The sequence below is a fragment of the Roseibium sp. genome (assembly GCF_048260565.1).
Lineage (GTDB): Bacteria > Pseudomonadota > Alphaproteobacteria > Rhizobiales > Stappiaceae > Roseibium.
In genome coordinates this window covers 1-24,364 of sequence record NZ_JBLXGP010000016.1, presented here as the reverse complement: position 1 = coordinate 24,364, position 24,364 = coordinate 1, and the positions used below count along the sequence as shown (strand labels likewise).

Genomic DNA, 24,364 nt, shown 5'->3' with positions numbered 1-24,364 from the left:
GACACGTCACACTTGACCGGCGCAACGGACCTCACCAAACGGATCAGATAACCGATCACCAGATCATGTCCATGCCAAGGCGGGTGGGCAATTAATGAAAATACGGAGGGACCGAAAACCAGCCGGCATTCAGAACATCGGTCCTAAAGCCGCTTCAGGAGTTCCTTGATCAGGACGGCAACTTCCTCGGCCGCCGTGCTAGACGGGGTGGTTTCCATCACCGTGTATCCTTGGCCCATGGACGAAGCGTAGCCGGTCCGGTTGCCGAGGCGCGCATCGAGCGCCTGATAACCCGCCGAGGCGATGGCGTCGGTCATTTCCTTTGTCAGCGATGCGCGCGGCGGGACCCGGTTCAGAACAAGAAGTGCCGGTGTATCTTCCCGCGCCGCCATCTGGATTGTCTGAGCAGTCGCCCAGAGATCCATAGGGGTCGGCTGGATCGGAACGATCACATAGTCTGCCGCATCAATAGCGGGTTTGGCATCCACGTCCGTCTTGGGCGGCGTATCGATGATGACGTAATCATGAGAGCGGGCGAGCGAACGGGCCTCGCGCCGGGCGCCCCAGCCGGAGGCCGTACGGAACTCCAGCCCCGTCCCCTCCTCTCCAAGCGCATCTTCCCGGGCCTCGAACCAGGTACCGAGGGAGCCTTGCGGATCGACATCCAGAATGGCGACCCGCCCCTTGCTTCTTTGGGACAGCGCGACGGCCAGATGCGCAGCCAGGGTTGTCTTGCCTGAACCGCCTTTTTGCTGCGCCACCGTGAGAATACGTCCAGTCATAGCCCAACCTCGCCGAGACAACCGCCGCCCCATACTGCGCCGCAACAAAGAGATTGACAACCGCTGATTGGACGTCGACCGGCGGATATCGGCCGAAGAGATCCTCTCCAGGCCGAAGGTTTCTCCACTGCCAGGGAAACGGATTACTTGCCGCCCAGTGCCTGATAAATGTTCCAGGCCGGACGGCCGGTCACCGGCATGCCGTATTTGGCTTCCGCTTTCTTGATCCCTTCACGAGTGGCCGGACCGACCTTTCCATCTGCCTTGCCCACGTTAAAGCCGTTCTTGTTCAAGAGGTTCTGCAATTCCAGCCGCTGGGCCCGAGACAACCCCGGATTGTCCGTCGGCCACGGCGTCTTGATCGGCTCGCCGCCGGACAGGATGTCCGACAGGAGTGCGATCGCAAGACCATAGGAATCCGAGGCATTGTAGGATCGGAGCGCCTCGAAGTTACGCGTGACCAGAAACGCCGGCCCGTTGCGGCCGGCCGGAAGGATCAATCCGGCTTCGATCCCGCCCTTGAGAGGCCGGCCATCTATGCGGGTCAGGCCCCGGTTGCCCCAACTGGTCAGAGACGCCTTCTTCTTCCGCCCCACGTGACCGTTGTAGCCCGATGGCAGGCGAACCTCGTAGCCCCACGGGCGGGCGGGATTCCAACCGGCTTTCTTCAGGAAATTCGCGGTCGAAGCGAGCGCATCGGGAATGGATGTGACCAGATCCTTGCGGCCGTCGCCGTCGAAATCGACCGCCAGCCGTTCGTAGGTCGTCGGCATGAACTGGGTTTGTCCGAAGGCGCCTGCCCAGGAGCCCTCGAAATGCTTGGCCGGGACATCGCCTCTGGAGGCGATCTTCATGGTCGTGATCAGTTCGTTCCTGAAGTACTTCGCCCGCCGCCCGCCGGCACAGACCAGATTGGCAAGGGCGTGCGGGGTATAGAAGTCGCCCCGGAACTGGCCATAGTCGCTTTCGATACCCCAGACGGCAACCACCACATGCTTGTCGACCCCGTATCGTTTCTCGACCGCGGTCAGGGTCCGGGCATGTTTTTTCAGCCTGTCCTTGCCGTCGGAAATCCGCTGGGGATCGACCAGGAATGCCATATAGTCCCAGATCGGGGTTTCATATTCCGGCTGCGACGTGGAGAAACGGATGACCTTTTCGTCATACTTCGCGCCCGCCAGCATCCGTTCGGCAACCTGAGGGCTGACACCCGCCTTGACCGCCTGGTTTTTCAAGGTGGCGACACAGGAGCTGAAGGACGCCCCCTGGGCGGCAAGGCTGCCCGCGCCCAGGAACGCCAGGAAAAATGCTACCGGACCCCGAAACCTCTGCACACCGTCAAACCGCATCGCCTGCTCCGCATTTGCGCCTGAATCGGGTTCAGTGTGCCACGGGTCGGTGCCTGAAATGCGGCAAAAGAAAACGCCGCGGCACGAGTGCCGCAGCGTTCCACAGGTCTTTTCCGCTTGGGAGGAAGAGACGCTGTTAATCGGAGATTCTATTTGCCCTCGATCAGCTTCCGACGCAGCCAGCTCGACATCTGGTCCATAACGATGACCACAAGGATCGTCAGGATGATGATGTAGGAGGTGTTTTCCCAGTCGCGCGAGGTACGCATGGTTTCCACCAGCATCAGGCCGATACCGCCCGCCCCCAATGCGCCGATCACCGTCGCCGAACGGGTGTTGGATTCCAGGTAGTAAAGCACCTGGGAGACGAACACCGGCAGGATCTGCGGGATCACGCCGTACCGATACCGCTGGATCTGGCTGGCACCGGTCGCCCGGACGCCTTCCACCTGCTTGTTGTCGATGTTTTCCAGCGCCTCTGAGAAAAGCTTGCCGAGCGAGCCGGTATCGGTAAAGGCAATGGCGAGCGCTCCGGTCAGCGGCCCGAGACCGAAGGCCCGGATGAAAATCAGCGACCAGATCAGCATGTCGATACCGCGCAGGAAATCGAACAGCCGGCGCACTCCGAACCTCATGACGAAGGAAGGCGTGAAGTTCCGCGCCGCCAGGAAGGCCAACGGCAGACCGAATATGGCCGCGGTCAGCGTGCCGAGCACTGCCATCATGATGGTCTCGAACAAGGCAACGAAGACTTCGCCGTGTTGCCAATCCGAGTTGGACAGAAACTCATGGACGATGAACGACAGGTTCGACCGTTCCGGATCGATACGCTCATCGCTCCGCGCAAGGCTGACCAGTTCGCCGAAGGACTTGCCGTGAAGCGGCGAATTGAAGGTAAACCAGAAATTCTCCCAGCCGCCGAAATAGTTGTGAACCTCGATCTTGGTCTTTGTGACCTGGACCCTGCGATCCAGCGTCGGTCGGGCGTCGAATTTACGGGGATCATCCTTGATCCAGTCCGGAACATCTCCGGGCGGCAGTTCCGTCTCTACGCCTTTCCCGGTCGCCGTCGTCGTGATCACACCGTAACCGGGCACCGTGAAGCGCATGGTCTTGCCGGAGATATCGACGATGTAGCCCTCGCCCAGATCGATAACCGCATCGTCGCCATCGATCTTCACCCAGTCGGGCGCTTCGGCATTGTCATAGGTCGCGGTCCGCTCGCCCTCGATGGCAATTTCCAAGCCGCCGCGGCGGATATCCTTGGTGACATGGACCTTGTAGGCAACGGAATCGGTCGCCAGAATCGCGGCCCGTTCCGGCTGGGCACGCTCCAGGATGCCCGGCACATCAAAGGCAAACCAGGTGTAGGTCAGGTAGGCGAGGATCATCAGCGGAACGACGAGTGTATAGGCGGCGCGCCGGCGGATCTTGCGGAACACCTCCGCCGGATCGAAGCCGTGTTCAAGGGTATCGACTGCCATGAACGTGCTCCTCAATGCGCCCGGCCCGACCCGACAAGCTTCCCGCGGAGATAGGAAGACGTCTGGTCGATGATCATGATGGTCAAGAACAACAGCACGAAGATCGCGGCTGTCTCGTCGCCCGCACCCTGGCCCCAGCCGATGGTGCGGCGGAGTTCGGCGCCGATCCCCCCTGCCCCGACGAAACCGAGAATGGCGGAAGCGCGTACATTGATTTCGAAGCGCAGAAGGAAATAGCTCAGATAGTTCGGCGCCACCTGCGGCATGACGGCGAAGCGGATCCGCTGCAGCCAGCTTGCCCCGCAGGCCGCAAGCCCCTCGATCGCCTTGCGGTCGATGTTCTCGTTGACCTCGGAAAAGAGCTTGCCCAGCGCGCCTGCCGTATGGAACGCCACCGCGATCATGGCCGGCACGGGGCTGGAGCCCAGGACGAAGATCAGAAACAGGGCGATGATGAGTTCGGGAAAAGCCCGCATGATATCCATCATCCGTCGGATGACCGGAATAAGCGGTGCGTAGGAATCGACGTTGCGGGTGGAGGCCATGGCAAGCACCACGGCGAGCGCTCCGCCGATCAGCGTCGCAACCGCTGCGATATTCAGTGTCTCCAGCATAAAGGGCATGAAATGGACGATCAGACCGAAAAAGGCAGGCCCGGCGTCCCAGGCTTCCGTCACGATTTCGCTCGGATAGTCAAAGAACTTGGACAGCCCCTGAACGAAGCTTCCGGAGTTCATGGCATTGGACTTTGAATAGCCGGAGACAAGCACGGCGACGACCAGCAGAACCCCGATCAGGGAGTAAAGCTGGCGCCGTTTGCGCATCGACAGGATTTCCTGCTCAAGGGCGGCAACGGCCATTTCAAGGAGCCTTCAGATTGAGTTCTTTTAACAAGAAGAAGCGCGGACCGGGAGCCCCGGTCCGCGCCTGGAATTGAGCCGGCCGTTAGCCTTTGCTCTTGGCCTTGCGAGCGGCAACGATGCTTTCGTAAGCCTTGTGGGTGATCGGCATGAAACCCTTGGCTTCGCCGGACATCACGCCATAGGCGCATTCCGGATCCATGGACACCAGGCTGGCCATCAGGCCGGTCATCTTCAGCTTGACGTCTTCCGGCAACTTCTTGGACAACACGACCGGACCTTCCGGGATCACCGGCGAACGCCAGATTTCCTTGATCTCGGTCATGTCGACGAGGCCGGCATCGGTCGCCTTGCGCAGGGCGCCGGAGTTGAAGCCGTCTTCCCATTCGCCAAGGCCGTCGGCCCAGGTGACGCCGGCGTCGATGTCACCGTTGAACACGGCAACGATGGTCTGCTCGTGACCGCCGGTGAACTTGACGTCAGAGAAATATTCGCCCGGCTTCATGGAATAGCCGAGTTTCGGGATTTCGATGGACGGGATCAGGTAGCCGGACGTGGAGTTCGGATCGCCGAAGCCGAAAACCTTGCCCTTCATGTCGTCGAGCGAGTTGATTTCGCTGTCAACGCGGGCAAAGCCGATCGAGTAGTAGCCGTAGCCACCGTCGTTGTTGACCTTGACCAGAACCGGATCAACGGCTTCCGGGTCGGTCAGGTAGATCTTTGCGTAGCCGGAAGCACCCAGCCAGGCCATGTCGAGGTTGCCGCCGAGCAGGCCTTCGATCACGCCGTTGTAGTCGGCCGGAGCGAACAGCTTGACCGGAACGCCGAGGAGATCGGCGGCCTTTTCTTCAAGGCAGGTAAAGGCGCGCAGGCGGTCGGAAGCGTTTTCGCCGCCAAGGATGCCGATGCGGAATTCGGTGATGTTGTCGGCGGCATAAGCAGCGGTTGCGTTCAGGGCGATCATGCTGACTGCGGCAAGCGCAGCAACTTTGGAGATTACGTTCATGTGAGACACTCCACGAGCTTTCGAGATGTGATGACTTTGATTGTTTTTCCGGCCTCAACAGGCCGTTACAGCCGCCGGCGTCATCGCACCGGTGGGAACTTGTTCTTCCGGACGCACAGATCGGGCGCCCTCGATGGCAGTCGAGGTCGCTGCCTCGTTGAAGCTTTCGTCTGCGCCGTAGATTTCGCGCGCCACGTCGGTGGTAAGCTCTTCAGGCGAGCCGTCGAAAACCATCTTGCCGTCACGCATCCCGATCACCCGGTCGCAATAGGTCCGGGCCGTATCGAGCGTATGCAGATTGCAAAGCACGATCTTGTTGTCCCGTTCATGGATCTCGCGCAGCGCATCCATGACGATCTTGGCGTTCATCGGATCGAGCGAGGCAATCGGTTCGTCGGCCAGCACCATGTAGGGGTCCTGCATCAGCGCCCGGGCAATAGCGACGCGCTGCTGCTGACCGCCGGAAAGCTCCTCCGCGCGCTTTTGCGCTTCCTGAACGATGCCCAGACGATCGAGTGCGGCGAGTGCCGTGTTCACATCACTGGAGCTGAAGATGTTGAACAGGCTCTTGAACGTGCCGTGACCATTCAGACGACCCAGCATCACATTGGTCACCACGTCGAGCCGGGGAACGAGATTGAACTGCTGGAACACCATGGCGCAGTCGCGCTGCCAGCGGCGCATGGTGGCGCCTTTCAGGCAGAGGATGTCCTCGCCCCTGAAAAGGATCCGCCCCGAACTTGCCGGCGTCAGCCGGTTGATCATGCGCAGGAGGGTCGACTTGCCCGCCCCCGAGCGGCCGATCACGCCGATCATTTGCGGCTTGTCGATCGAGAAACTCACCTTGTCGACGGCGGTTCGCGTCCCGAAGGTCTTGGTCACGTGTTCGAATTGAATCACCCGGCAGCCCTGTCCGTGTTGTTTCGTATTTGAGGGACAAGAGCCACGAGAGTATTACAGACAAATGACAGTCATCACGCCATTGCCGGACAACTCAAACGCAATAATGATGAATTAGAAGGCACTCGGATTTCGGGAATGGGTAAAACTTTGACGGCTCGGCCGATTTTTCCTGCCCAGGCAAGGCACTAAGAAATTTAAACAGCCTCTTCTTCTTGATGAATTCTTGAAAAATTCATCAAACTGTCACCGAACTGTCGTAGTTCGGCGCGTCGAAAGTAAGTAAGGGAAGCCCTGAAATGCCGATCGCGGTCGGCATGCCCCCGCAACAGGAAGTCCCCGTCCATGAAATCGCCCACCGAAAAACCAGCTCTCTCCTCGGACCCGTCCATCCACGAACAGGCTGTCGTGATCGATTGCGAACTCGGCGTGTGGACGGAAGTCGGCGCCTACACGGAAATGCGCCAGAGCTCGATGGACGACTATTCCTATATCGTCCAGAACGGCGATGTGGTGTGGACCACCATCGGCAAGTTCTGCTCCATTGCCCGGAGCGTCCGGCTCAATCCGGGCAATCACCCGACCTGGCGCGCCTCGCAGCACCACTTCACCTACCGGGCAGCCGCCTATGATCTGGGCGAAAACGACGACGCGTTCTTCGAGTGGCGCAAGAAGGACTGGGTGACCATCGGCCATGATGTCTGGATCGGGCACGGGGTGACGGTCCTGGCCGGCGTGACCGTTGGAACCGGCGCGATCCTGGCGGCGGGCGCGGTGGTGTCAAAGGACGTGCCGCCCTACACCATCGTCGGCGGTGTCGCGGCAAAACCGATCAAGCGCCGCTTCACCGAACCCCAAGCCGACGCGCTCCAGGAAATCGCGTGGTGGGATTGGGACCACGCGACGCTGAAGGAGCGCCTTCCCGATTTCCGCACCCTTTCCATCGATGCGTTTATCGAGAAGTACCGTTAGGCCGGCTCCCGTTCTCACCCCCGTTGAACGGGTACCGGCTGAAGAGCGGCTTTCGCGATCATTTCCTCTTCCGGCACGATCTTTTCTTCAGGCGTCTTTTTCGGCTGAACTTCGATCAGCCGGTCGGTCACCACTGCCGAGAACCAGATGCACGTCAGCGTGACCCAGGCGGTCAGAGCGACGATCGAGGCCCCGGTCACGCCCGCACCGACGGCGCAGCCGCCGGCCAGCATGCCGCCGAAGCCCATCATGGCCGCTCCGGTCATGTAACGGGCCATGGATTTTCCGCCTTCGAACCCCTGCAGCGCGAGTTCACGGGTCAACAGAGCCGCCAGGAAAGAGCCGAGAAAAACGCCCGGCACCACCCCAACGTCGAAGTCGAGGGTCGATCCCGGCGGAGACAGGAACAGCATGAGCGTGTCGGCGGACGGGCCGGTAAACGTCACCGCTTCGATCTGCACCGGCTCGAAAGCCTGCGACGCCATCGACGATGTGAACCACCACGCGACCGGAATGGTCAGTCCTGTGCCCAGCCCCGCGATCATCTGCCAGAGCGGTGCCCGGCTTCTTACTGCAAAGAACACCCCCGCCGCCAGCCACATCAAGGACAGCAGAATCGTGACCGTGAAGGACATGGACAGGAATGCCATCAGGTCGTTGCCGCCGATATCGGCGGTCGTCCACCACCCGGCGACCCATTCGCGGGCAGGCATCAGAATGCCGCGCAGGCTGGCCTGCGCCATGACGGCAAACACCAGACCGGACAGTAGAGCACGCAGATTCCCCGTCGCCGACAGCACGAGAAGCCGGCTTGCGCAACCGCGGGCGAGGATCATGCCGGAGCCGAACAAAAGCCCGCCGATTGCGGCCCCGCTCAGGCTTTGCGGCGAAGCCAGCTGCCGTGCTTCGGTTGCATGCACCTCCCCAAGGGCGACCAGAACCTGGGTTCCAAGAACCGCGGCCGAGAAGGTCATCAGCCAGACCGAAAGCCGGACGCCGAAGATGCCATGCGCAAAATCGAGCGCGGCGGCCCGCAGACAGAATCGGCTCTGCTGGGCGAAAGCGCCGAAGAGTACTCCCACGGTCAATCCGCCGACCGTCAGGATCCAGGGTTCGGAAAACCGTTCCAGAAAGTAAGTCAAATTCATCGTTCTTCACTGCCCCTACCGGGCGCACTGCCCGTCTGAATGGAATAATCCTGAGTACAATTCGAACTGCCATGCATTGACGTTCCTCAAGGAAAGTCCGATAAATTCGAAAAAATGCATGTGTGGAGGATGAAATGCCCAAATTTCTCAATCCCGGGCTATCGCGCCGGGAAATTCTTGCCGGTGGAGCAGCTTTCCTCACGATGGCCGGCGCAGGCCTGAAGCCGTCCTTCGCGGCCGCCGGCCCGATCATGATCGGCGATATGGAAGTTCAGGTGTTCTCCGACGGACATCTGTCCCTGCCGATGAGCTTCGTCCTGCCGGAACAAACCAAGGAAGAAGTCGCGGACCTTTTGAAGCCGCATGGCATGGCCACCGACGCACTGACACCGGACTGCAATGTCACGATGCTGCGCACCGGTGACCGTCTGGCGCTGTTCGATGTCGGCTCCGGCGCCAATTTCCAGCCGACGGCAGGTGAACTGCTGTCCTCCCTGGAGGCGGCTGGGATCGGCCCGGCCGACGTGACCGACGTGATCTTCACCCACGGCCATCCCGATCATCTTTGGGGCGTCCTCGACGACTTCGACGAACCGCTGTTCTCCGAAGCCCAGTACTGGGTACCGCAGGCCGAATGGGATTACTGGCTCGCCGACGACACGCTCGCCAATACCCCTGAGGAGCGCAAGACCTTCGTTGTCGGCGCCCAGGCCCGGTTCGAAGCGATCGCCGACCAGGTGGCCATGATCACGCCCGGGATGGAAGTGCTGCCCGGCGTTGAGGCCATCGATACCTCCGGCCATACGCCCGGCCACACGTCCTATATGCTGCACGGCGGCGGCGACAGCCTGCTGGTCGTGGGCGACGCCATCTCCAATGCGGTCATTTCCTTCGAAAAGCCGACGTGGCAGTCGGGAACGGACCAGGACCCGGACAAGGGTGTGGTAACCCGCACGGCGCTGCTCGACCGCATTGCCACCGACAAAACGAAGATCATCGGCTATCACCTGCCCCACCCGGGCCAGGGCGTTGCCGAGCGCAACGGCACAGCCTACCGCTTCGTTGCGGCCGGTTGAGGCGGTTCGGTTTTAGAGATTATCTGACGCACGCATCCCCTTGCTTCCGCCGCCTCCCTTAACGGAAGTCGGAAGCAAGGAAGATGGCGTTTTATTCAGCGGCCTGGCGCGACCCGTCGTCGTGTCCGCTCTGATTGCGCTGGAAGGCCGCCAGGAACGAGCCTTCGAACAGCCAGGCCAGACCCAGCCGGGCACCGAAGGCAATTGACAGCAGCACGATCGGCGCCGACAGGGCCATCGTGGAAAAAGCCGAAATCCCCTGCCCCACCGTGCAGCCCATGGCGATGACGCCGCCGACGCCCATCAGAGCCGCCCCCAGAATATGCCGGCTGAGTTCGCGTGCGTCGTCGCAAGCCTCCCATCGGATATCACGCCGCCACAAGGCCGCGGCGATGGCTCCCACAAGGGTGCCGCAAATCAGGCCGACGCCGTAATCCGGAAGGGTATTCGTATAGGTGATGAACTGCATGATCGTGTCGCCGACCGGGACGACGAAAGACCCTGCCTCGACCTGAACCGGATGGAACGCGGATTTGGCGACATGGCTCGTCGCCCACCATCCGAAAGCGATCGCAAGACCGATCAGCAGGCCGGTCAGGACCTGCGCCCCCTGCCTGCGATAACTTTTGAGGGAAAAGACCCACAACAGGCCGATGAAGCCGACCAGAATGACGAACGGCCGGCTTACATCGAAGCCCAGCACATAGGACAGAAGGCTGCCGATCGACTGGTTTCCGGCGAAGCCCAGATCCACGGCAAGATTGTCGACCACGTGGATCCTTGCCTGTCCGAGCAGCCCGCGTTGGGTCGCAAGGGCGGTCAGGCCGATGACGATGAGCACGACAAACGCCCTCAGACTTCCGCCGCCGAGCCTGACCACGGCACCGAAGCCGCACGTTCCGACAAGGGCCATGCCGATGCCGAACATGACGCCGCCGACAATCGCCCCGGTCCAGCCGAAGCGAGGATCAAGATAGAAGGAGTTCTCAAGCGAGGCGAGATCAGCCGCGACCAGCAGTTGCGTGGCGAGCAGCGCCGTCAGCGACGCCAGGGCCCAGGTCCGCACGCCACTGCTGTCGCCGGCGTACCAGAGCCGTTCGAGGGACGACAGCGTGCAGAAATGGTTCCAGCGCGCGACAAATCCGAGAACCACCCCGGCGCCAAGCCCCAATAGAGGAAGTAATACCAGCGGTTCGAATTCACTCATTGGATTGCCCGGCCTGCTGTAAGTGTTTTCCCGTTGCCTTTGCGGCAAATACGCGTCCAAATCCGCCGCCCGGCAAATATCCAGCGGTTAAAATTCTTTTATCAACCGGGAAGAGCCGCCGCAATCATTCGCCATGCTGCAGCGCAATGCGGGAATTCTTGGCAAGGCCGGGATTGGAGCATCGGGCGATAACTTTGAAGCATTTGACCGGCGCGCTTTTGTCTGCTGACAAGGCGGGTTGCGTGCCGTGGTGTTTCCCACCACAAACGCGAGCCCCACAAGCGCAAACGAAGGCGGTCAGCGGGCAAAAGAGCCCGGCCCTTCGGGTGTCAGGCGGGCGCACCTTCGGCTTTCGGGGGGCGTACATCCGTGCAGAAGAGGTCGTAGAGGGCGGAAATGATGCTGCTCACTTCATCGTCCCGGATGCTGTAAAAGATCAGCCGCCCATCGCGCCGGGACGTTACGAGCCCTTCCATCCTGAGCCGGGCCAGCTGCTGCGACACGGCCGCCTGGGGCATGGTCAGGATTTCTTCCAGTTCGGAAACCGACTTCTCCCCTTCCGAAAGCAGGCAAAGAATCAGAAGGCGCACTTCGTGGGACAGCGCCTTCAAAAGGTCGCTGGCTTTGCGCGCCTGCTCGAACAGCTCGTCGAACTCCGCCGGGTCTGCACCCTTTTTCAGGATCGGAAGGTTCATATCCGCTACCGTTTCGATGTTGCCTGCCGCACTCGGGAGCGTCCACTACTTTCATGAACGCTTGAGTACCTCAGAGGAATACAGCCCTTACACCACTTTGCCAACAAACAAAAGTGACGCACAGGGGATTTTCTTGACTAATTCTGCGCGGTATCCAGCTTTTCCAACATCTCATCCAAAAGCGGCCAGAAGAAGTTCTCGCCCGGATATCCACGCAAGCGTGCGACTTCCTTGCCGGCATCCACGAGAATGAAGGTCGGGGTGACCCGCTCCGGACGGATGTCCTTCAGATCCTCCGGCCAGGGCTCGGTCAGGTCCACGCGCCTGAGCGGCGCCCGCTTGCCCTCCTCGGTCTTCGGATAGGCGATGCCGATCTGTTCGTTCCATGCCCGGCACCATGGACACCCCGGCTCCTCGATCATGATCAGTTCCGCCGACCATGCACCGGCCTGCACGCCAACGCCCGCCAGGAGGGTCAAGGCTCCGATCAAAAAAGCTCGCACGTCGCCTCCTCGTGAGTTTCTGCGCATTATTTGAGATTCCCGATTGCTTTATATAGGAAGTTTTGAATACTTTGAAATCAAGGGACGGTGAACAGATAACGTCCGTTGGGAGGAATATAATGCTGGACATATCGGTTGGCGCGGCCTTTCTGGCCGGTCTGCTGTCTTTCGTTTCACCATGTGTTCTGCCGATTGTCCCGCCTTACCTGTGTTATCTCGCCGGCGTCAGCGTGGATGAGCTCAAGGGCGAAACCGCAACCGCGGCAACCAGCCGCAGGATCATTTTTTCTTCCATAGCCTTCGTTCTCGGATTTGCCACCGTCTTCGTGGCCCTTGGGGCAACAGCCAGCGTCATCGGCCAGACCATCGCCCAGTATTTCGACACCCTGGCGATCGTTGCCGGCGCCATCATCATCGTCATGGGCCTGCATTTCCTCGGTGTGTTCCGCATTGGCCTGCTCTTTCGCGAAGCCCGCGTCCAGGTGCAACGCAAACCAGCCGGCCTTGTGGGCGCCTATATCATCGGCCTTGCCTTCGCCTTCGGCTGGACACCTTGCGTCGGCCCGGTGCTGGCGGCAATCCTGTTCATGGCGGGAACGACGAACCCTGCACAGGGCAGCCTGCTTCTGCTCGTTTATGCACTCGGGATCGGTCTCCCGTTCATTCTGGCGGCCGCCTTCGCCAGCCGGTTTCTCGGCTGGGCGAGCCGCTTTCGCAAGCACATGGGAACCGTCGAAAAGATAATGGGCGGTTTTCTCGTCCTGACCGGCATTCTGTTCATCACCGGAAAGATGTCGGACATATCTTACTGGCTACTGGATACCTTTCCCGCCTTCCAGCAAGTGGGATAGCGGGTGCTCAGGTCCATACAAGGAGAGGACATCATGCCTGAATTCATAAGGAATGCCCTGTTCCGGTTTGCACTGCTTGCCCTTGCCTTGACCGGCCCGGCCGCCCTTGGGCCGGCAGGCGCTGTGACCATGGGCGAAGACGGACTGCACAAGGAACCCTGGTTCACCATCACGTTCCGTGACATCGCAGAAGACATACAGGCCGCCAATGCGGAGGGAAAACGTCTGGCGATCATTTTCGAGCAGCGTGGCTGCATCTACTGCAAGGCGATGCATGAAAAACTGCTCAGCGATCCGGAAGTCCGCGACTTCATCAAGGACCATTTCATGGTTGTCCAGTACAACATGTTCGGCGACGAGGAGGTCACCGACCTGGACGGAGACGTGCTGACCGAAAAGAGCGCCGCGCGCAAATGGGGTTATGTTTTCACCCCCACGATCGTGTTTCTGCCCGATTCCATTCCAGACGGAAAAACGGTCCCGGAGGCCGCCGTCGCGACCATGCCAGGGGCCTTCGGCAAGTGGACGTTCCTCAATATGTTCCGCTGGGTCAATGAAAAAGGCTACGAGGGGGACGAGCACTTTCAGAAGTATCATGCCCGTATAATCAATCAGTTACGAGAGGAGGGACGTCTCGGCGCGGAGTAACAACCGCGCGCGAATACCGCGGATATGGCAAATGCGTGAAATCGCCTATTGGCAACACATGCAAAAAATCATATCTTTTGTTGAATGAGGATCGCCGGGGATGTATGAAGCGTCCCGGGCGCACGTTCCGGACTAACCGGACTGCACTGAGGAGGAAAGCCGACTTATGACCAAGGGCTTCATTTATTCGATCGCCGTTGCATCGCTTGCATTGGCAGGAAGCGCAATCGCCGCGCCCGTGGCGCCGGATGACGTGAAATTCAACGACGACTTCGAGGTCAAGGCATCCCTGACGGGGCAAGCGGGCGACCCGGCGGCCGGACGCGCCGCATTTGCCGACCGCAAGAAAGGCAATTGCCTGGCTTGTCATGCGGCTACGGATCTCAAGGACCAGCTGTTCCACGGCGAGGTCGGACCGTCGCTCGACGGAGTTGCCGACCGCTATTCCGCGGATCAGCTGCGCGCCATCATCATCGACAGCAAGCAGGTCTTCGGCGAGCAGACCGTTATGCCTGGCTTCTACTCCATGCACGTCGGCATCAATGTCGACGAGAAATTCGCGGGCAAGACCATCCTGTCCGCCCAGGAAGTCGAAGATGTCGTCGCCTACCTGACGACGCTTAAAGAACAATAACCCAAATACCCAAGGAGAAAGGGATGACCCTAACCAGACGCGAGGCACTCGGCCTGACTGCAGGCGCAGCCGCCTTCCTGACCCTCGCCCCGCGGATCGCTTTTGCCGCGACCGAAGACACGGAAGCAGCGATCAAGGCATTCACCGGTGGCGCGATGCCGGAGAGCGGCAAAATCACGCTCGATACCCCGGAAATCGCAGAGAACGGCAACACCGTTCCCGTCGGCATTTCCGTCGAAAGCCCGATGACCGCAGACGACTATGTCGAATCGGTCCTCATCCTGGCTGACGGCAACCCGTCGCCGGCTGTTGCCACCTTCCACTTCACCGCGATGAGCGGTGCGGCTGATGCCAAGACCCGTATCCGTCTTGCCAAGACCCAGAACGTGATCGCAGTTGCCAAGATGAGCAACGGATCCACCTTCATGGACAAGAAGGAAGTCAAGGTCACCATCGGCGGCTGCGGCGGTTAATCCGGAACCAGCGGCTCTTCTAGAACAAATCGAATAAACAAGGAACGCATCATGGCAGCTCCGAAACCGCGCGTTAAGGTGCCTAAAAAGGCCTCCAAGGGCGAAGTGATCACCATCAAGACGCTGATCAGCCACCCGATGGAATCCGGTCAGCGCAAGGACAAGCAAGGCAACGTCATTCCGCGCCAGATCATCAACAAGTTCACCTGCGAATTTAACGGTCAGGTGGTCTTTTCCTGCGATCTGGAACCGGCCGTCTCGGCCAACCCGTACCTCGAGTTCAGCGCCAAAGTGGAAGACAGCGGCACGTTCAAGTTCAGCTGGCTGGACGACGACGGCAGCACCTATTCCACCGAGAACAAGATCACGGTCGAATAATAATGGCTGATGCGGGCTCCATTCCGATGGCACCGCCCGCATTTCACTCAAATCGGGAGGAGACGATTTGGCCAAGATAATGAAAATAAGCTTAGCTCTTGTAGCAATGCTTTCAGCCGGAACCTGCGGAAGCGCATTTGCCGGCGGTCCAGTCGATGAAAAACTGGTCATCGACGGCGAACTGGAAATGACAACCCGGGCCCCGGCCCCGGAAGGTCATCCTCTGGATGAGGTCATTTCCGGTTGGCATTTCCGGACCGACGAAACGCGCGAAATGGAAGCCGATTCCTTCCAGAACCCGGCCATGCTCTATGTGGAGCGGGGCGGCGAAATCTGGAACACGGTGGACGGTGCCGCAGGCAAATCCTGCGCCTCATGCCACGGGGACGCCGCGGAAAGCATGAAGGGCGTTGGCGCCCAGTATCCCAAGTGGAATGCCAAAGCCAACAAGCCCTTCAACCTGGAACTCCAGGTCAATGAATGCCGCACGGAGAACATGAAGGCCGAGCCCTACAAGTTCGACGCCGGCGATCAGAAGGCCCTGGTCACCTTCATCAAGCATCAATCTCTCGGCGAGCCGGTGAAGATTGACCTTGCCGAGGGCGACATGCAGAGCTGGTGGGACAAGGGCAAGGACGAGTACTACACCCGCACCGGCCAGTTGAACCTCTCCTGCGCAAGTTGCCACGAGGAGAATTGGGGCAACTACATTCGTGCGGACCACCTCAGCCAGGGGCAGGTCAACGGCTTCCCGACCTACCGCCTGAAACAGGCGAACATGGTTTCCCTGCACAATCGCTTCCGGGGCTGTATCCGCGACACGCGGGCAAGTTTCCCGAAGGCGTTTTCCGATGAGCTGATGGCTCTGGAAGTGTATGTGACCTGGCGCGGTACCGGCCTTTCGGTCGAAACCCCTGCGGTTCGCCAGTAATTCAGGAAGTACTCAGGACCCGATAGGTCCCACGGCTTTTCGATAGCCCTCGATGCGGCGGTACGCCGCCGCATCCAGCTCCGGAGAGATCTCCGGCAAAGAACCAACAACAATCGGCAACGGCTTATCCGGTGCACATGCTTTGTGTGCCAACGGGCGAGCCTTGTCCGGATAAACCGAAGGAAACGGCACCCGGGCAACCGGCAGCCAAGACCTGGAGACGTGAATGTTTTCAAGACGTGAGTTCCTAATGGCGGCAACCGCCACAAGCGCCCTTCTCGGCTCAGGCATGGCGGGCAGCTGGTCGAAGCTGATGGCCCAACAGGGTCTGACGGAGGACGCACTCCTGTCGATGGAACCGACCGGCAACGTGACGCTGGTCCACATCACCGACATTCACGCCCAGCTCAAGCCGCTCTATTTCCGCGAGCCGTCCATCAACCTCGGTATCGGCGACGTCCAGGGCAAACCGCCCCATGTGACCGGGGCCGACTTCCTGAAGCTCTACAACATCGATCCGGGCTCGCCGGACGCCTACGCCCTCACCTCCGAGGATTTCGTCTCCCTGGCGAAAACCTACGGCAAGATGGGCGGCATGGACCGGGTCGCGACCATCATCAAGCGGATCCGCTCCGAGCGCGGCGACAACATGCTGCTGCTCGACGGCGGCGACACCTGGCAGGGCAGCTACACCTCCAACAAGACCCTCGGCCAGGACATGATCACGGTCATGAATTCCCTTCAGCCGGACGCCATGACCGGCCACTGGGAATTCACCTACGGAACGGACCGGGTGAAGGAAGCGATCGAAGCCCTCCCCTTCGCGTTCCTCGGCTCCAACATTTACGACAACGAATGGGACGAGCCCGCGTTCGAGGCGTGGAAGATGTTCGAGCGCGGCGGCACGAAGATCGCGGTCATCGGTCAGGCGTTCCCCTACACCCCGATCGCCAACCCGCGGTGGATGATCCCGGGCTGGTCCTTCGGCATCCGTGAGGAAGACATTGCCAAGCACGTCGGCGAAGCGCGCGACGAAGGCGCCGAGCTCGTTGTTCTTCTCTCCCACAACGGCTTCGACGTGGACCGCAAGCTCGCCTCGCGGGTCGACGGCATTGATGTCATCCTCACGGGCCACACCCATGATGCCCTGCCCGAGCCGGTGATCGTCAACGACACCCTCGTGATCGCTTCCGGTTCCAACGGCAAGTTCGTGTCCCGCGTCGACCTGGATGTGAAGGACGGCAAGGTCGCCGGCTACAAGTACCGGCTGATCCCGGTCTTCTCCGACGTGATCACGCCGGACGCGGAAATGGCCGCCCTGATCGACGAGGTGCGCGCCCCCTTCGCCGACGAACTGGTCCGCAAGATCGGCACGACGGAAGACCTGCTCTACCGCCGCGGCAACTTCAACGGCACCTTCGACGACCTGATCTGTCAGGCGCTGCTGGAAGAACGCGACGCCCAGATCGCCCTGTCTCCCGGCTTCCGCTGGGGCACGAGCGTCCTTCCGGGCCAGGACATCACGGTGGAGGACCTCCATAACGCCTGTGCGATGACCTATCCGGCGGCTTACCGCTCCTCCATGAGCGGCCAGACCCTGAAGGACATCCTGGAAGACGTTGGCGACAACCTGTTCAACAAGGACCCCTACTACCAGCAGGGCGGCGACATGGTCCGCGTCGGCGGCATGGGCTACACGATCGACCCGAACAAGGAGATCGGCGAGCGTATCTCCGACATGACCCTGCTCGCGACTGGCGAAGCCATCGATCCGGCCAAGGACTACGTGGTCGCCGGCTGGGCTTCCGTCAACGAAGACACCGAAGGTCCAGCGATCTGGGATGTCGTCGAGAACCACCTTTCCAAGAACCCCGTAGTCAAGCTGCCGGACAACCAGTCCGTCAAGCTTGCCGGCTGAAAGGTGCGCTGTGTCTCTCCCCACAGCGCACCACCACCCCGCTCATTCCAATAACTGGAAACGCCCTTAACCCGAGGAAATAAGATGAGTGACACAAAGGTTACGGGACACCCCTTGCAAGATCCGACCGCGGATCGGGGGCCCGACATGAACCGTCGGTCGCTGCTGAAAGCAGGCCTGACAACCGGTGGCGCCGCCGTTGCGGCTGGCGCACTGACCGTTCCCGCCCAGGCCGCCGGCGATCCGCTGATCACCGAGATACAGGACTGGAACCGCTATCTTGGCGACGGCGTCGACTCGGCGCCCTACGGTTTGCCGTCCGAGTTCGAGGCGAATGTCGTTCGCCGCAACGTCGAGTGGTTGACCGCCGATCCGGTCTCCTCGATCAACTTCACGCCGCTCCATGAACTCGACGGCATCATCACGCCGAACGGGATCTGTTTCGAACGCCACCACGGCGGCACCGCGCAGATCAACCCGGCCGACCACCGGCTGATGATCAATGGTCTGGTGGACACACCGCTCGTCTTCACCATGGAAGACCTGAAGCGCTTCCCGCGCCAGAACCACGTCTACTTCCTGGAATGTGCCGCCAACTCCGGCATGGAATGGCGCGGCTCCCAGCTGAACGGCTGCCAGTACACCCATGGCATGATCCACAACGTCATGTACACCGGCATTCCGCTCAAGACCCTGCTCGAAGAAGCCGGCGTCAAGACCAACGGCAAGTGGGTCCTGCCCGAAGGGGCCGACGCCTCCGCGATGACCCGCTCGGTGCCGATCGAAAAGGCTATGGATGACTGCCTTGTCGCCTTCAAGATGAACGGCGAAGCACTGCGTCCGGAACAGGGTTATCCGCTTCGCCTTGTCGTCCCGGGCTGGGAAGGCAACATGTGGGTCAAGTGGCTCCGTCGCCTCGAAATCGGTGACGAACCCTGGCATCAGCGCGAGGAGACCTCGAAGTACACGGACCTTCTTGCCAACGGCAAGGCCCGCCGCTTCACCTGGGTCATGGACCCGAAATCGGTCATCACTTCGCCGAGCCCGCAGGCGCCGATCACCCACGGCAAGGGCCCGCTGGTGATCTCCGGCGTGGCCTGGTCCGGTAACGGCAGGATCACGCGTGTCGATGTCTCCATAGACGGCGGCCGCAACTGGACGACTGCCCGTATCGACGGTCCGAGCCTGTCCAAGTCGATGCACCGCTTCTATCTCGACATCAACTGGGACGGATCCCCGCTTCTGCTCCAGTCCCGCGCGATGGATGAGCATGGATACTACCAGCCGACCAAGAACGAGCTGCGTGCCGCACGCGGCGAGAACTCGATCTACCATAACAACGGCATCCAGACCTGGCATGTCAAAGCAGACGGGACGGTTGAAAATGTCGAAGTTGCTTAAAACCCTTGCCCTGACGGCGACCCTCCTGTCGCCCCTCGCGCTCACTTCCGCGCACGCGTCCGGTGATGCGGACAAGGGCGAGAAGGTCTTCAAGAAATGCGCCGCCTGCCATGCGGTCGGTGAAGGCGCGAAGCACAAGGTCGGTCCGGAACTGAACGACCTGTTTGGCCGGACCGCCGGCGCGTTGGAAGACTACAAGTATTCCAACGACATGAAGGACGCCGGTGCCGGCGGACTGGTCTGGAACGAGGAAACCCTCACGACCTACCTGACCAAGCCGAAGGACATGATCAAGGGCACCAAGATGGCCTTTGCCGGCCTGAAGAAGGAAAAGGACATCGAAAATGTCCTGGCCTATCTGGCGACCTTCTCGGCTGCCCCGGCCAAGGAATCCGCGGCTCCCGCAGAAGACAAAGGCACGGAAACGGCCGCCGCGGACGCAGCTTCCACGGAAGCGTCGGACGCCACCCCGACTGCCGGCACACACGAGGGCGGTGTCTACGGCATCGGCCGTGTCGCCCTTCCCGAAGAAATCGCAGCCTGGGACATTGACGTCCGTCCGGACGGCACCGGCCTGCCCAAAGGCTCCGGCACGGTTGCTGATGGCGAAGTCCTGTTTTCCGAACAGTGCGCCGTCTGCCACGGCGATTTCGGCGAAGGTGTCGGCCGCTGGCCGGTACTGGCCGGCGGTCAGGGTACTCTGACAGCGGAACGCCCGGTGAAGACCATCGGTTCCTACTGGCCGTACCTGTCGACCGTGTACGACTACGTCCGCCGCGCCATGCCGTTCGGCAACGCCCGTTCGCTGTCCGATGACGACGTCTACGCGATCACGGCCTACCTGCTCTATCTGAACGATATCGTCGACGACGAGGACTTCGAACTGTCGGACAAGAACTTCACCGACATTCACATGCCGAACGAAGAAAACTTCATCGCCGACGACCGCGATGAAGAACCGGTCTATGCCGAGAAGAAGGAACCGTGCATGAAGGATTGCACCGCCGATGCGGTATCGATCACCATGCGCGCCCGGATCCTCGACGTGACCCCGGGTTCGGGTGATGACGATGAAAACGCAGGTGCAGGCTCTGTCGACTGACAACCGAAACTTTCTGCTAGGGGCACGGGCGCAGAACATGCGCCCGTGCCTTTATCGATTCCGGCGTCTTTTTGCAGCCGCCCTTGCCGTTCTGATGTGGTCGTTCCAGCCGGCGGCTGCAGAAGACGGCGATCCCGTGCGGGGAGAAAAAGTCTTTTCCGCCTGCAAGTCCTGCCATCAGGTCGGCGCTGGCGCGCGCAACGGCATCGGGCCTCATCTGGACGGCCTGTTCGGACGCACCGCCGGCTCCGTGCCGGATTTCAAATATTCCAACGCGATGACCGCGAAGGGCCAGAGCGGTTTCGCCTGGAGTGCGCACGCGCTCGACATCTATCTTGAAAAGCCGAATGCCTTCGTTCCGGGAACGCGCATGTCCTTCCGGGGCATGAGAAATGTCAATGACCGCCGCGATGTGATTGCTTACCTGAAGAGTGTAACCGGCGCGGCGCCGGCGGAGGATCCGACGGCAGCTGCCCCCGTCGGAGCGGAAATCGGAGCCGCGGCCATGACCCTTGAAGGCGACATCGCCTATGGCGAATACCTGTCCACGGAATGCGTGACCTGCCATCAGATCTCAGGCCATGCGGACGGCATTCCCTCTATCATCGGCTGGCCGAAAAATGCCTTCATCCGGGCCCTGTTCGACTACAAGACGAACGTACGTACCCACCAGGTCATGCAGAACATGACCACCAATCTGGGCAATGAAGAGATCGCGGCGCTGGCGGCCTATTTCGGCTCCATCGAACCGCAGTAGAGACAGCAACGGGAGGAAGCATGATGACAAGATTGACCCGGCGTTCATTCGGACTTCTGGCCGGAGCGGGCGCAGCACATCTCGCCCTGCCCCATTATGCTCGTGCTGAAGGAAAACCCCGGGTGGTCGTCATCGGCGGCGGCCCCGGTGGAGCAACCGCCGCACGCTACATCGCCAAGGATGCCGGCGAAGATGTGGATGTCACCCTGATCGTCTCCGACCCGAGCTACATCACCTGCTTCTTCTCCAACCTCTATATGGGCGGCTTCCGCACGCTCGAGTCGATTACCCATAACTACGACACCCTGGCCGCCAATTACGGGATCACCATCGTCAACGGCTGGGCCGGGACAATCGACCGGGACGGCAAAACCGTGGTGATGGCCGACGGTTCGAAAGTCCCTTATGACCGGCTGATCGTCTCGCCGGGCATCGATTTCATCTGGGATTCTGTTCCCGGCTTCACAGAGGAAGCTTCCGAGATCATGCCCCATGCCTACAAGGGCGGCCCGCAGACGACGCTTCTGAAAGCGAAACTGGATGCGATCGAAAAGGGCCAGCAGATCGTCATCGTACCGCCGCCCAACCCGTATCGCTGCCCGCCCGCTCCTTACGAACGCGCCTCCATGTTCGCCCATCTCCTCAAGGCGAAGGGTTACACAGACAACAAGATCATCATCCTCGATCCGAAGCCCAAATACTCCAAGCAGGCGCTGTTTCAGGAAGGCTGGGAGAAATATTATCCGGGCATGGTCGAATGGTACGGACCGGACGTGCACGGCGGCATCAAAAGCGTCGATCCGGCAACCGGCGACATCGTGACGGACCTCGACACCTTTCACGGCGATCTGGTGAACCTGATACCGGCCCAGAAAGCCGGCATGATTGCCGCCAAAGCCGGTCTCACCGACGACAGCGGCTTCTGCCCGATAGATCCGGCGACCATGCGCTCTGTCATGGATGACGCCATCTACGTTCTCGGTGACGCCACCATCGCCGGCGACATGCCGAAATCGGCCTTTGCCGCCAACAGCCAGGCCAAGGTCGCGGCCATGACCATCCGGGGTGAACTGACCGGATCCCGGGTCTTCCCGGCGAAATACTCCAATTCCTGTTGGAGCCTGATTGAAACCAACGACGGCGTGAAGGTCGGCGCGCAATATGCGCCCACGGCGGAGAAGATCGCCTCGACCACCAGCTTCATCAGCCAGACCCACGAGGACCCCGCCGTCCGCCAGGCGACCTACGAGGAGTCGCTCGGCTGGTACAAGGGCATCACCACCGACATTTTCGGAAGCTGATGGGACGTGACAGAAAGGCGAAAGGCGGGGCGTCGGGTCGCATAAGACCGCCCCGCTTTTCTTTTGGCGCGCGCGTTCCCATCTAAGGAACAATCACTCCTGAACCAGAACGGACGGCGGAACCGGCTCCGCGTCGGGATTTCCCGGCGGCGGGGCTTTTCATCCCCACGTGAGTGTGAAATATACCGCGTAACCAGTCGTTTCGAACGCCTTGGACCGTTTCTGACGCCAGCCTCCGGGGCTGGCGGTTCCGGCCGCTCCAGAATGAAAGCAACCGATGAAAAGCTACATCACCACTCCGATCTATTACGTCAACGGGTCGCCCCATATCGGACATGCTTTCACCTCCGTGATGGCAGACATCCTGAAGCGCAACCGCCTGGCGATCGGCTACGAGCTTCTGCTTTCCACCGGCGTTGACGAGCATGGCCAGAAGAACCAGGAAGCTGCCGCCGATCTCGGCATGGAGATCAAGGATTATCTGGACATGCGCGGCAAGGAATTCCGCGCCGTGTTCGACAGGCTCGACGTCAGCTACGACTATTTCGTCCGCACCAGCCGCGAGGGCCACAAGACCGCCGTCGCCGGCATGGAACAGACGATTTTCGACAAGGACCTGATCGTCAAGAAGCAGTATACCGGCACCTACTGCAAGGGCTGCGAGGAGTTCAAGCGGGAGTCCGACCTCACCGAGGAAGGCCAGTGCCCGCTGCACCCGACCATGAAGGTAGAGCAGACGGACGAAACCAACTACTTCCTGAAGATGGAGCCGTTCCGCGAACGGCTGCTGCTGCATATTGCCGACAACCCGGACTTCGTTCAGCCGCAGGCGTTCCGCAACGAGTTGAAGCGGATGCTTTCCGAGCCGCTGGAGGATCTTTGCATCTCCCGGCCCAAGACCCGCGTAACTCTCGGCGTAGAGCTGCCGTTCGACCCGGATTTCGTCACCTACGTCTGGTTCGATGCGCTCGCCAACTACCTGACCAACGTCGGCTGGCCGGACGAAGGCTATGCGGACTGGTGGGCGACCTGCGAACACCTGATCGGCAAGGACATTCTGAAGCCCCACGGCGTCTATTGGCCGATCATGCTGATGGCGGCGGGCATTCCCCTGCCGAAGAAGCTGTCGGTGCACAGCCACTGGGTGGGCGCCGGCGGCGTCAAGATGTCGAAGTCGATCGGCAACGTGGTCGATCCGATCGAAATCGTCGATACGCTCGGCGCCGATGCGCTGCGCTGGTATCTCGCCCGCCATATGCGTTCGGACAGCGACAGCCAGATCTCGGTCGACTTCATCAAGCAGACCTACAACAGCGAGCTCGGCAACAAGATCGGCAACCTGTTGTCGCGCGCGGCAAAGTTCTCCAAGAGCCGCTTCGACGGCAAGGTGCCGGCCGCCGGTCCGCTGTCGGCGGAAGACGAGGCGATCCGCGCCGCCGTCGTGGAAGCGGTCAAAGGCTTCAGCACCTGGATCGACCTGCCCGACATTCCGCATAACCTGCAGAAGGTGATCACGGTCTGCGACGACATGAACACCTATTTCGCGGAACAGGCGCCATGGGAGCTGATCAAAAACCCGGAAACGGAAGAACGTTGCCGGACGGTGATCTATGTGACCCTCGACTGCCTCAGGCTGGTATTCGAGGCCCTGCGCCAGGTGATCCCCACCTCCGCAGACAAGGCGCTGGCCATGCTGAATGCACCGGTCAGCGACGGCGAGGTCTGGAAACCGGCCCTCGACGTCCTGGGCCAGGAAACGGACCTCGGCGAGATCGAGAACCTGTTCCCGCGGGCGCAGTGAGACCAAGCTTCAGGCAAAGCTTAGCCCACTCCCCGGTGTCATCCCCGACAAGCGAAGCGCGATCGGGGATCCATATGTGGACGGCCCCGTGGTTACAAGGTTGAAGTTCGCAGGTGTTCCGGATCGCTTGCGGTCATATGTACGGCCTGCTTTGCGGCCGTTTTGCCGCTGGCCAAGATGGGTTCCG

The 24,364-nt window shown here is 60.7% G+C and carries 24 protein-coding genes; 14 read left to right on the top strand and 10 right to left on the bottom strand.

The window, feature by feature from the left end; translation table 11 throughout:
* Positions 1-143: 143 nt before the first annotated feature.
* The 6 genes from parA to phnC form a co-directional block, all read right to left on the bottom strand.
* Positions 144-782, bottom strand: coding sequence for a ParA family partition ATPase (parA, locus tag ACN0SO_RS24090; RefSeq protein WP_417681925.1), 639 nt, complete (start codon positions 780-782; stop codon positions 144-146).
* Between the two features lie 143 nt (positions 783-925).
* Positions 926-2,131: a lytic murein transglycosylase gene (locus tag ACN0SO_RS24085; protein ID WP_417681923.1), complete on the bottom strand. Its 1,206-nt coding sequence runs from the start codon at positions 2,129-2,131 to the stop codon at positions 926-928.
* Between the two features lie 149 nt (positions 2,132-2,280).
* Entirely contained in the window at positions 2,281-3,615 is a 1,335-nt protein-coding gene (phnE, locus tag ACN0SO_RS24080; protein ID WP_417681921.1) for a phosphonate ABC transporter, permease protein PhnE, read from the bottom strand.
* An 11-nt stretch (positions 3,616-3,626) separates the two neighbouring features.
* Positions 3,627-4,475, bottom strand: coding sequence for a phosphonate ABC transporter, permease protein PhnE (gene phnE / locus ACN0SO_RS24075; protein WP_417681919.1), 849 nt, complete (start codon positions 4,473-4,475; stop codon positions 3,627-3,629).
* Between the two features lie 85 nt (positions 4,476-4,560).
* Positions 4,561-5,481, bottom strand: coding sequence for a phosphonate ABC transporter substrate-binding protein (gene phnD, locus ACN0SO_RS24070; RefSeq protein ID WP_417681917.1), 921 nt, complete (start codon positions 5,479-5,481; stop codon positions 4,561-4,563).
* 54 nt (positions 5,482-5,535) lie between these two features.
* On the bottom strand, positions 5,536-6,381 hold the full coding sequence (gene phnC, locus ACN0SO_RS24065; RefSeq protein WP_417681915.1) for a phosphonate ABC transporter ATP-binding protein: 846 nt from the start codon (positions 6,379-6,381) through the stop codon (positions 5,536-5,538).
* 345 nt (positions 6,382-6,726) lie between these two features.
* Here phnC and ACN0SO_RS24060 point away from each other — a divergent pair, with 345 nt between their 5' ends.
* Entirely contained in the window at positions 6,727-7,353 is a 627-nt protein-coding gene (locus ACN0SO_RS24060) for a chloramphenicol acetyltransferase (RefSeq protein WP_417681913.1), read from the top strand.
* A gap of 14 nt (positions 7,354-7,367) precedes the next feature.
* On the opposite strand, the gene ACN0SO_RS24055 is transcribed toward ACN0SO_RS24060, so the two are convergent.
* A complete protein-coding gene (locus tag ACN0SO_RS24055) occupies positions 7,368-8,501 on the bottom strand; it encodes a YeeE/YedE family protein (protein ID WP_417681911.1) in 1,134 nt (377 codons plus the stop codon).
* Between the two features lie 134 nt (positions 8,502-8,635).
* On the opposite strand from ACN0SO_RS24055, the gene ACN0SO_RS24050 reads away from it, so the two are divergent.
* Positions 8,636-9,577, top strand: coding sequence for an MBL fold metallo-hydrolase (locus ACN0SO_RS24050; protein WP_417681909.1), 942 nt, complete (start codon positions 8,636-8,638; stop codon positions 9,575-9,577).
* Between the two features lie 91 nt (positions 9,578-9,668).
* Here ACN0SO_RS24050 and ACN0SO_RS24045 read toward each other — a convergent pair whose 3' ends face one another.
* The 3 genes from ACN0SO_RS24045 to ACN0SO_RS24035 form a co-directional block, all read right to left on the bottom strand.
* Positions 9,669-10,784: a YeeE/YedE family protein gene (locus ACN0SO_RS24045; RefSeq protein WP_417681907.1), complete on the bottom strand. Its 1,116-nt coding sequence runs from the start codon at positions 10,782-10,784 to the stop codon at positions 9,669-9,671.
* A gap of 329 nt (positions 10,785-11,113) precedes the next feature.
* On the bottom strand, positions 11,114-11,479 hold the full coding sequence (locus tag ACN0SO_RS24040) for an ArsR/SmtB family transcription factor (RefSeq protein ID WP_417681905.1): 366 nt from the start codon (positions 11,477-11,479) through the stop codon (positions 11,114-11,116).
* A gap of 137 nt (positions 11,480-11,616) precedes the next feature.
* Positions 11,617-11,982 (bottom strand): transcriptional regulator, encoded by a 366-nt coding sequence (locus tag ACN0SO_RS24035; RefSeq protein WP_417681903.1) that lies wholly within the window; start codon positions 11,980-11,982, stop codon positions 11,617-11,619.
* A gap of 119 nt (positions 11,983-12,101) precedes the next feature.
* On the opposite strand from ACN0SO_RS24035, the gene ACN0SO_RS24030 reads away from it, so the two are divergent.
* The 12 genes from ACN0SO_RS24030 to metG all read left to right on the top strand — a co-directional run bounded on the left by ACN0SO_RS24030 (position 12,102) and on the right by metG (position 24,177).
* Complete coding sequence (locus tag ACN0SO_RS24030) at positions 12,102-12,833, top strand: cytochrome c biogenesis CcdA family protein (protein WP_417681901.1); 732 nt, start codon at positions 12,102-12,104, stop codon at positions 12,831-12,833.
* 33 nt (positions 12,834-12,866) lie between these two features.
* Positions 12,867-13,481, top strand: a complete 615-nt coding sequence (locus ACN0SO_RS24025) for a SoxW family protein (RefSeq protein ID WP_417681899.1) — start codon at positions 12,867-12,869, stop codon at positions 13,479-13,481.
* Between the two features lie 166 nt (positions 13,482-13,647).
* The gene (gene soxX / locus ACN0SO_RS24020) at positions 13,648-14,115 is read left to right on the top strand and encodes a sulfur oxidation c-type cytochrome SoxX (RefSeq protein ID WP_417681897.1); all 468 of its coding nucleotides are present in this window, start codon (positions 13,648-13,650) and stop codon (positions 14,113-14,115) included.
* A gap of 23 nt (positions 14,116-14,138) precedes the next feature.
* The gene (gene soxY, locus ACN0SO_RS24015) at positions 14,139-14,588 is read left to right on the top strand and encodes a thiosulfate oxidation carrier protein SoxY (RefSeq protein ID WP_417681895.1); all 450 of its coding nucleotides are present in this window, start codon (positions 14,139-14,141) and stop codon (positions 14,586-14,588) included.
* A 51-nt stretch (positions 14,589-14,639) separates the two neighbouring features.
* Positions 14,640-14,966 carry a thiosulfate oxidation carrier complex protein SoxZ gene (gene soxZ / locus ACN0SO_RS24010; protein ID WP_417681893.1) on the top strand — a complete coding sequence of 109 codons (327 nt, stop codon included), beginning with the start codon at positions 14,640-14,642 and terminating at the stop codon, positions 14,964-14,966.
* A gap of 106 nt (positions 14,967-15,072) precedes the next feature.
* Positions 15,073-15,897 carry a sulfur oxidation c-type cytochrome SoxA gene (soxA, locus tag ACN0SO_RS24005; RefSeq protein WP_417681891.1) on the top strand — a complete coding sequence of 275 codons (825 nt, stop codon included), beginning with the start codon at positions 15,073-15,075 and terminating at the stop codon, positions 15,895-15,897.
* A gap of 226 nt (positions 15,898-16,123) precedes the next feature.
* Entirely contained in the window at positions 16,124-17,815 is a 1,692-nt protein-coding gene (gene soxB, locus ACN0SO_RS24000; RefSeq protein ID WP_417681889.1) for a thiosulfohydrolase SoxB, read from the top strand.
* A 147-nt stretch (positions 17,816-17,962) separates the two neighbouring features.
* Positions 17,963-19,216: a sulfite dehydrogenase gene (soxC, locus tag ACN0SO_RS23995; protein ID WP_417682113.1), complete on the top strand. Its 1,254-nt coding sequence runs from the start codon at positions 17,963-17,965 to the stop codon at positions 19,214-19,216.
* A complete protein-coding gene (locus ACN0SO_RS23990; protein ID WP_417681887.1) occupies positions 19,200-20,318 on the top strand; it encodes a c-type cytochrome in 1,119 nt (372 codons plus the stop codon). Before soxC ends, ACN0SO_RS23990 begins: the two co-directional genes overlap by 17 nt.
* Positions 20,287-21,075: a c-type cytochrome gene (locus ACN0SO_RS23985; protein ID WP_417681885.1), complete on the top strand. Its 789-nt coding sequence runs from the start codon at positions 20,287-20,289 to the stop codon at positions 21,073-21,075. The genes ACN0SO_RS23990 and ACN0SO_RS23985 overlap by 32 nt, the downstream gene beginning before the upstream one ends.
* A gap of 23 nt (positions 21,076-21,098) precedes the next feature.
* A complete protein-coding gene (locus ACN0SO_RS23980; protein ID WP_417681883.1) occupies positions 21,099-22,376 on the top strand; it encodes an FCSD flavin-binding domain-containing protein in 1,278 nt (425 codons plus the stop codon).
* A 277-nt stretch (positions 22,377-22,653) separates the two neighbouring features.
* Positions 22,654-24,177, top strand: a complete 1,524-nt coding sequence (gene metG / locus ACN0SO_RS23975; RefSeq protein ID WP_417681881.1) for a methionine--tRNA ligase — start codon at positions 22,654-22,656, stop codon at positions 24,175-24,177.
* Positions 24,178-24,364 lie beyond the last annotated feature (187 nt).

Coding starts and splice junctions, on each gene's coding strand:
- ACN0SO_RS24050 (WP_417681909.1), top strand. CDS start 8,636: ATGCCCAAATTTCTCAATCCCGGGCTATCGCGCCGGGAAATTCTTGCC.
- ACN0SO_RS24040 (WP_417681905.1), bottom strand. CDS start 11,479: ATGAACCTTCCGATCCTGAAAAAGGGTGCAGACCCGGCGGAGTTCGAC.
- ACN0SO_RS23985 (WP_417681885.1), top strand. CDS start 20,287: ATGAAAACGCAGGTGCAGGCTCTGTCGACTGACAACCGAAACTTTCTG.
- soxZ (WP_417681893.1), top strand. CDS start 14,640: ATGGCAGCTCCGAAACCGCGCGTTAAGGTGCCTAAAAAGGCCTCCAAG.
- ACN0SO_RS24030 (WP_417681901.1), top strand. CDS start 12,102: ATGCTGGACATATCGGTTGGCGCGGCCTTTCTGGCCGGTCTGCTGTCT.
- soxC (WP_417682113.1), top strand. CDS start 17,963: ATGAACCGTCGGTCGCTGCTGAAAGCAGGCCTGACAACCGGTGGCGCC.
- metG (WP_417681881.1), top strand. CDS start 22,654: ATGAAAAGCTACATCACCACTCCGATCTATTACGTCAACGGGTCGCCC.
- soxX (WP_417681897.1), top strand. CDS start 13,648: ATGACCAAGGGCTTCATTTATTCGATCGCCGTTGCATCGCTTGCATTG.
- phnE (WP_417681921.1), bottom strand. CDS start 3,615: ATGGCAGTCGATACCCTTGAACACGGCTTCGATCCGGCGGAGGTGTTC.
- ACN0SO_RS24045 (WP_417681907.1), bottom strand. CDS start 10,784: ATGAGTGAATTCGAACCGCTGGTATTACTTCCTCTATTGGGGCTTGGC.
- ACN0SO_RS24060 (WP_417681913.1), top strand. CDS start 6,727: ATGAAATCGCCCACCGAAAAACCAGCTCTCTCCTCGGACCCGTCCATC.
- phnD (WP_417681917.1), bottom strand. CDS start 5,481: ATGAACGTAATCTCCAAAGTTGCTGCGCTTGCCGCAGTCAGCATGATC.
- phnE (WP_417681919.1), bottom strand. CDS start 4,475: ATGGCCGTTGCCGCCCTTGAGCAGGAAATCCTGTCGATGCGCAAACGG.
- ACN0SO_RS24055 (WP_417681911.1), bottom strand. CDS start 8,501: ATGAATTTGACTTACTTTCTGGAACGGTTTTCCGAACCCTGGATCCTG.
- parA (WP_417681925.1), bottom strand. CDS start 782: ATGACTGGACGTATTCTCACGGTGGCGCAGCAAAAAGGCGGTTCAGGC.
- soxY (WP_417681895.1), top strand. CDS start 14,139: ATGACCCTAACCAGACGCGAGGCACTCGGCCTGACTGCAGGCGCAGCC.
- soxA (WP_417681891.1), top strand. CDS start 15,073: ATGCTTTCAGCCGGAACCTGCGGAAGCGCATTTGCCGGCGGTCCAGTC.
- ACN0SO_RS24085 (WP_417681923.1), bottom strand. CDS start 2,131: ATGCGGTTTGACGGTGTGCAGAGGTTTCGGGGTCCGGTAGCATTTTTC.
- ACN0SO_RS23990 (WP_417681887.1), top strand. CDS start 19,200: ATGTCGAAGTTGCTTAAAACCCTTGCCCTGACGGCGACCCTCCTGTCG.
- soxB (WP_417681889.1), top strand. CDS start 16,124: ATGTTTTCAAGACGTGAGTTCCTAATGGCGGCAACCGCCACAAGCGCC.
- ACN0SO_RS24025 (WP_417681899.1), top strand. CDS start 12,867: ATGCCTGAATTCATAAGGAATGCCCTGTTCCGGTTTGCACTGCTTGCC.
- ACN0SO_RS23980 (WP_417681883.1), top strand. CDS start 21,099: ATGACAAGATTGACCCGGCGTTCATTCGGACTTCTGGCCGGAGCGGGC.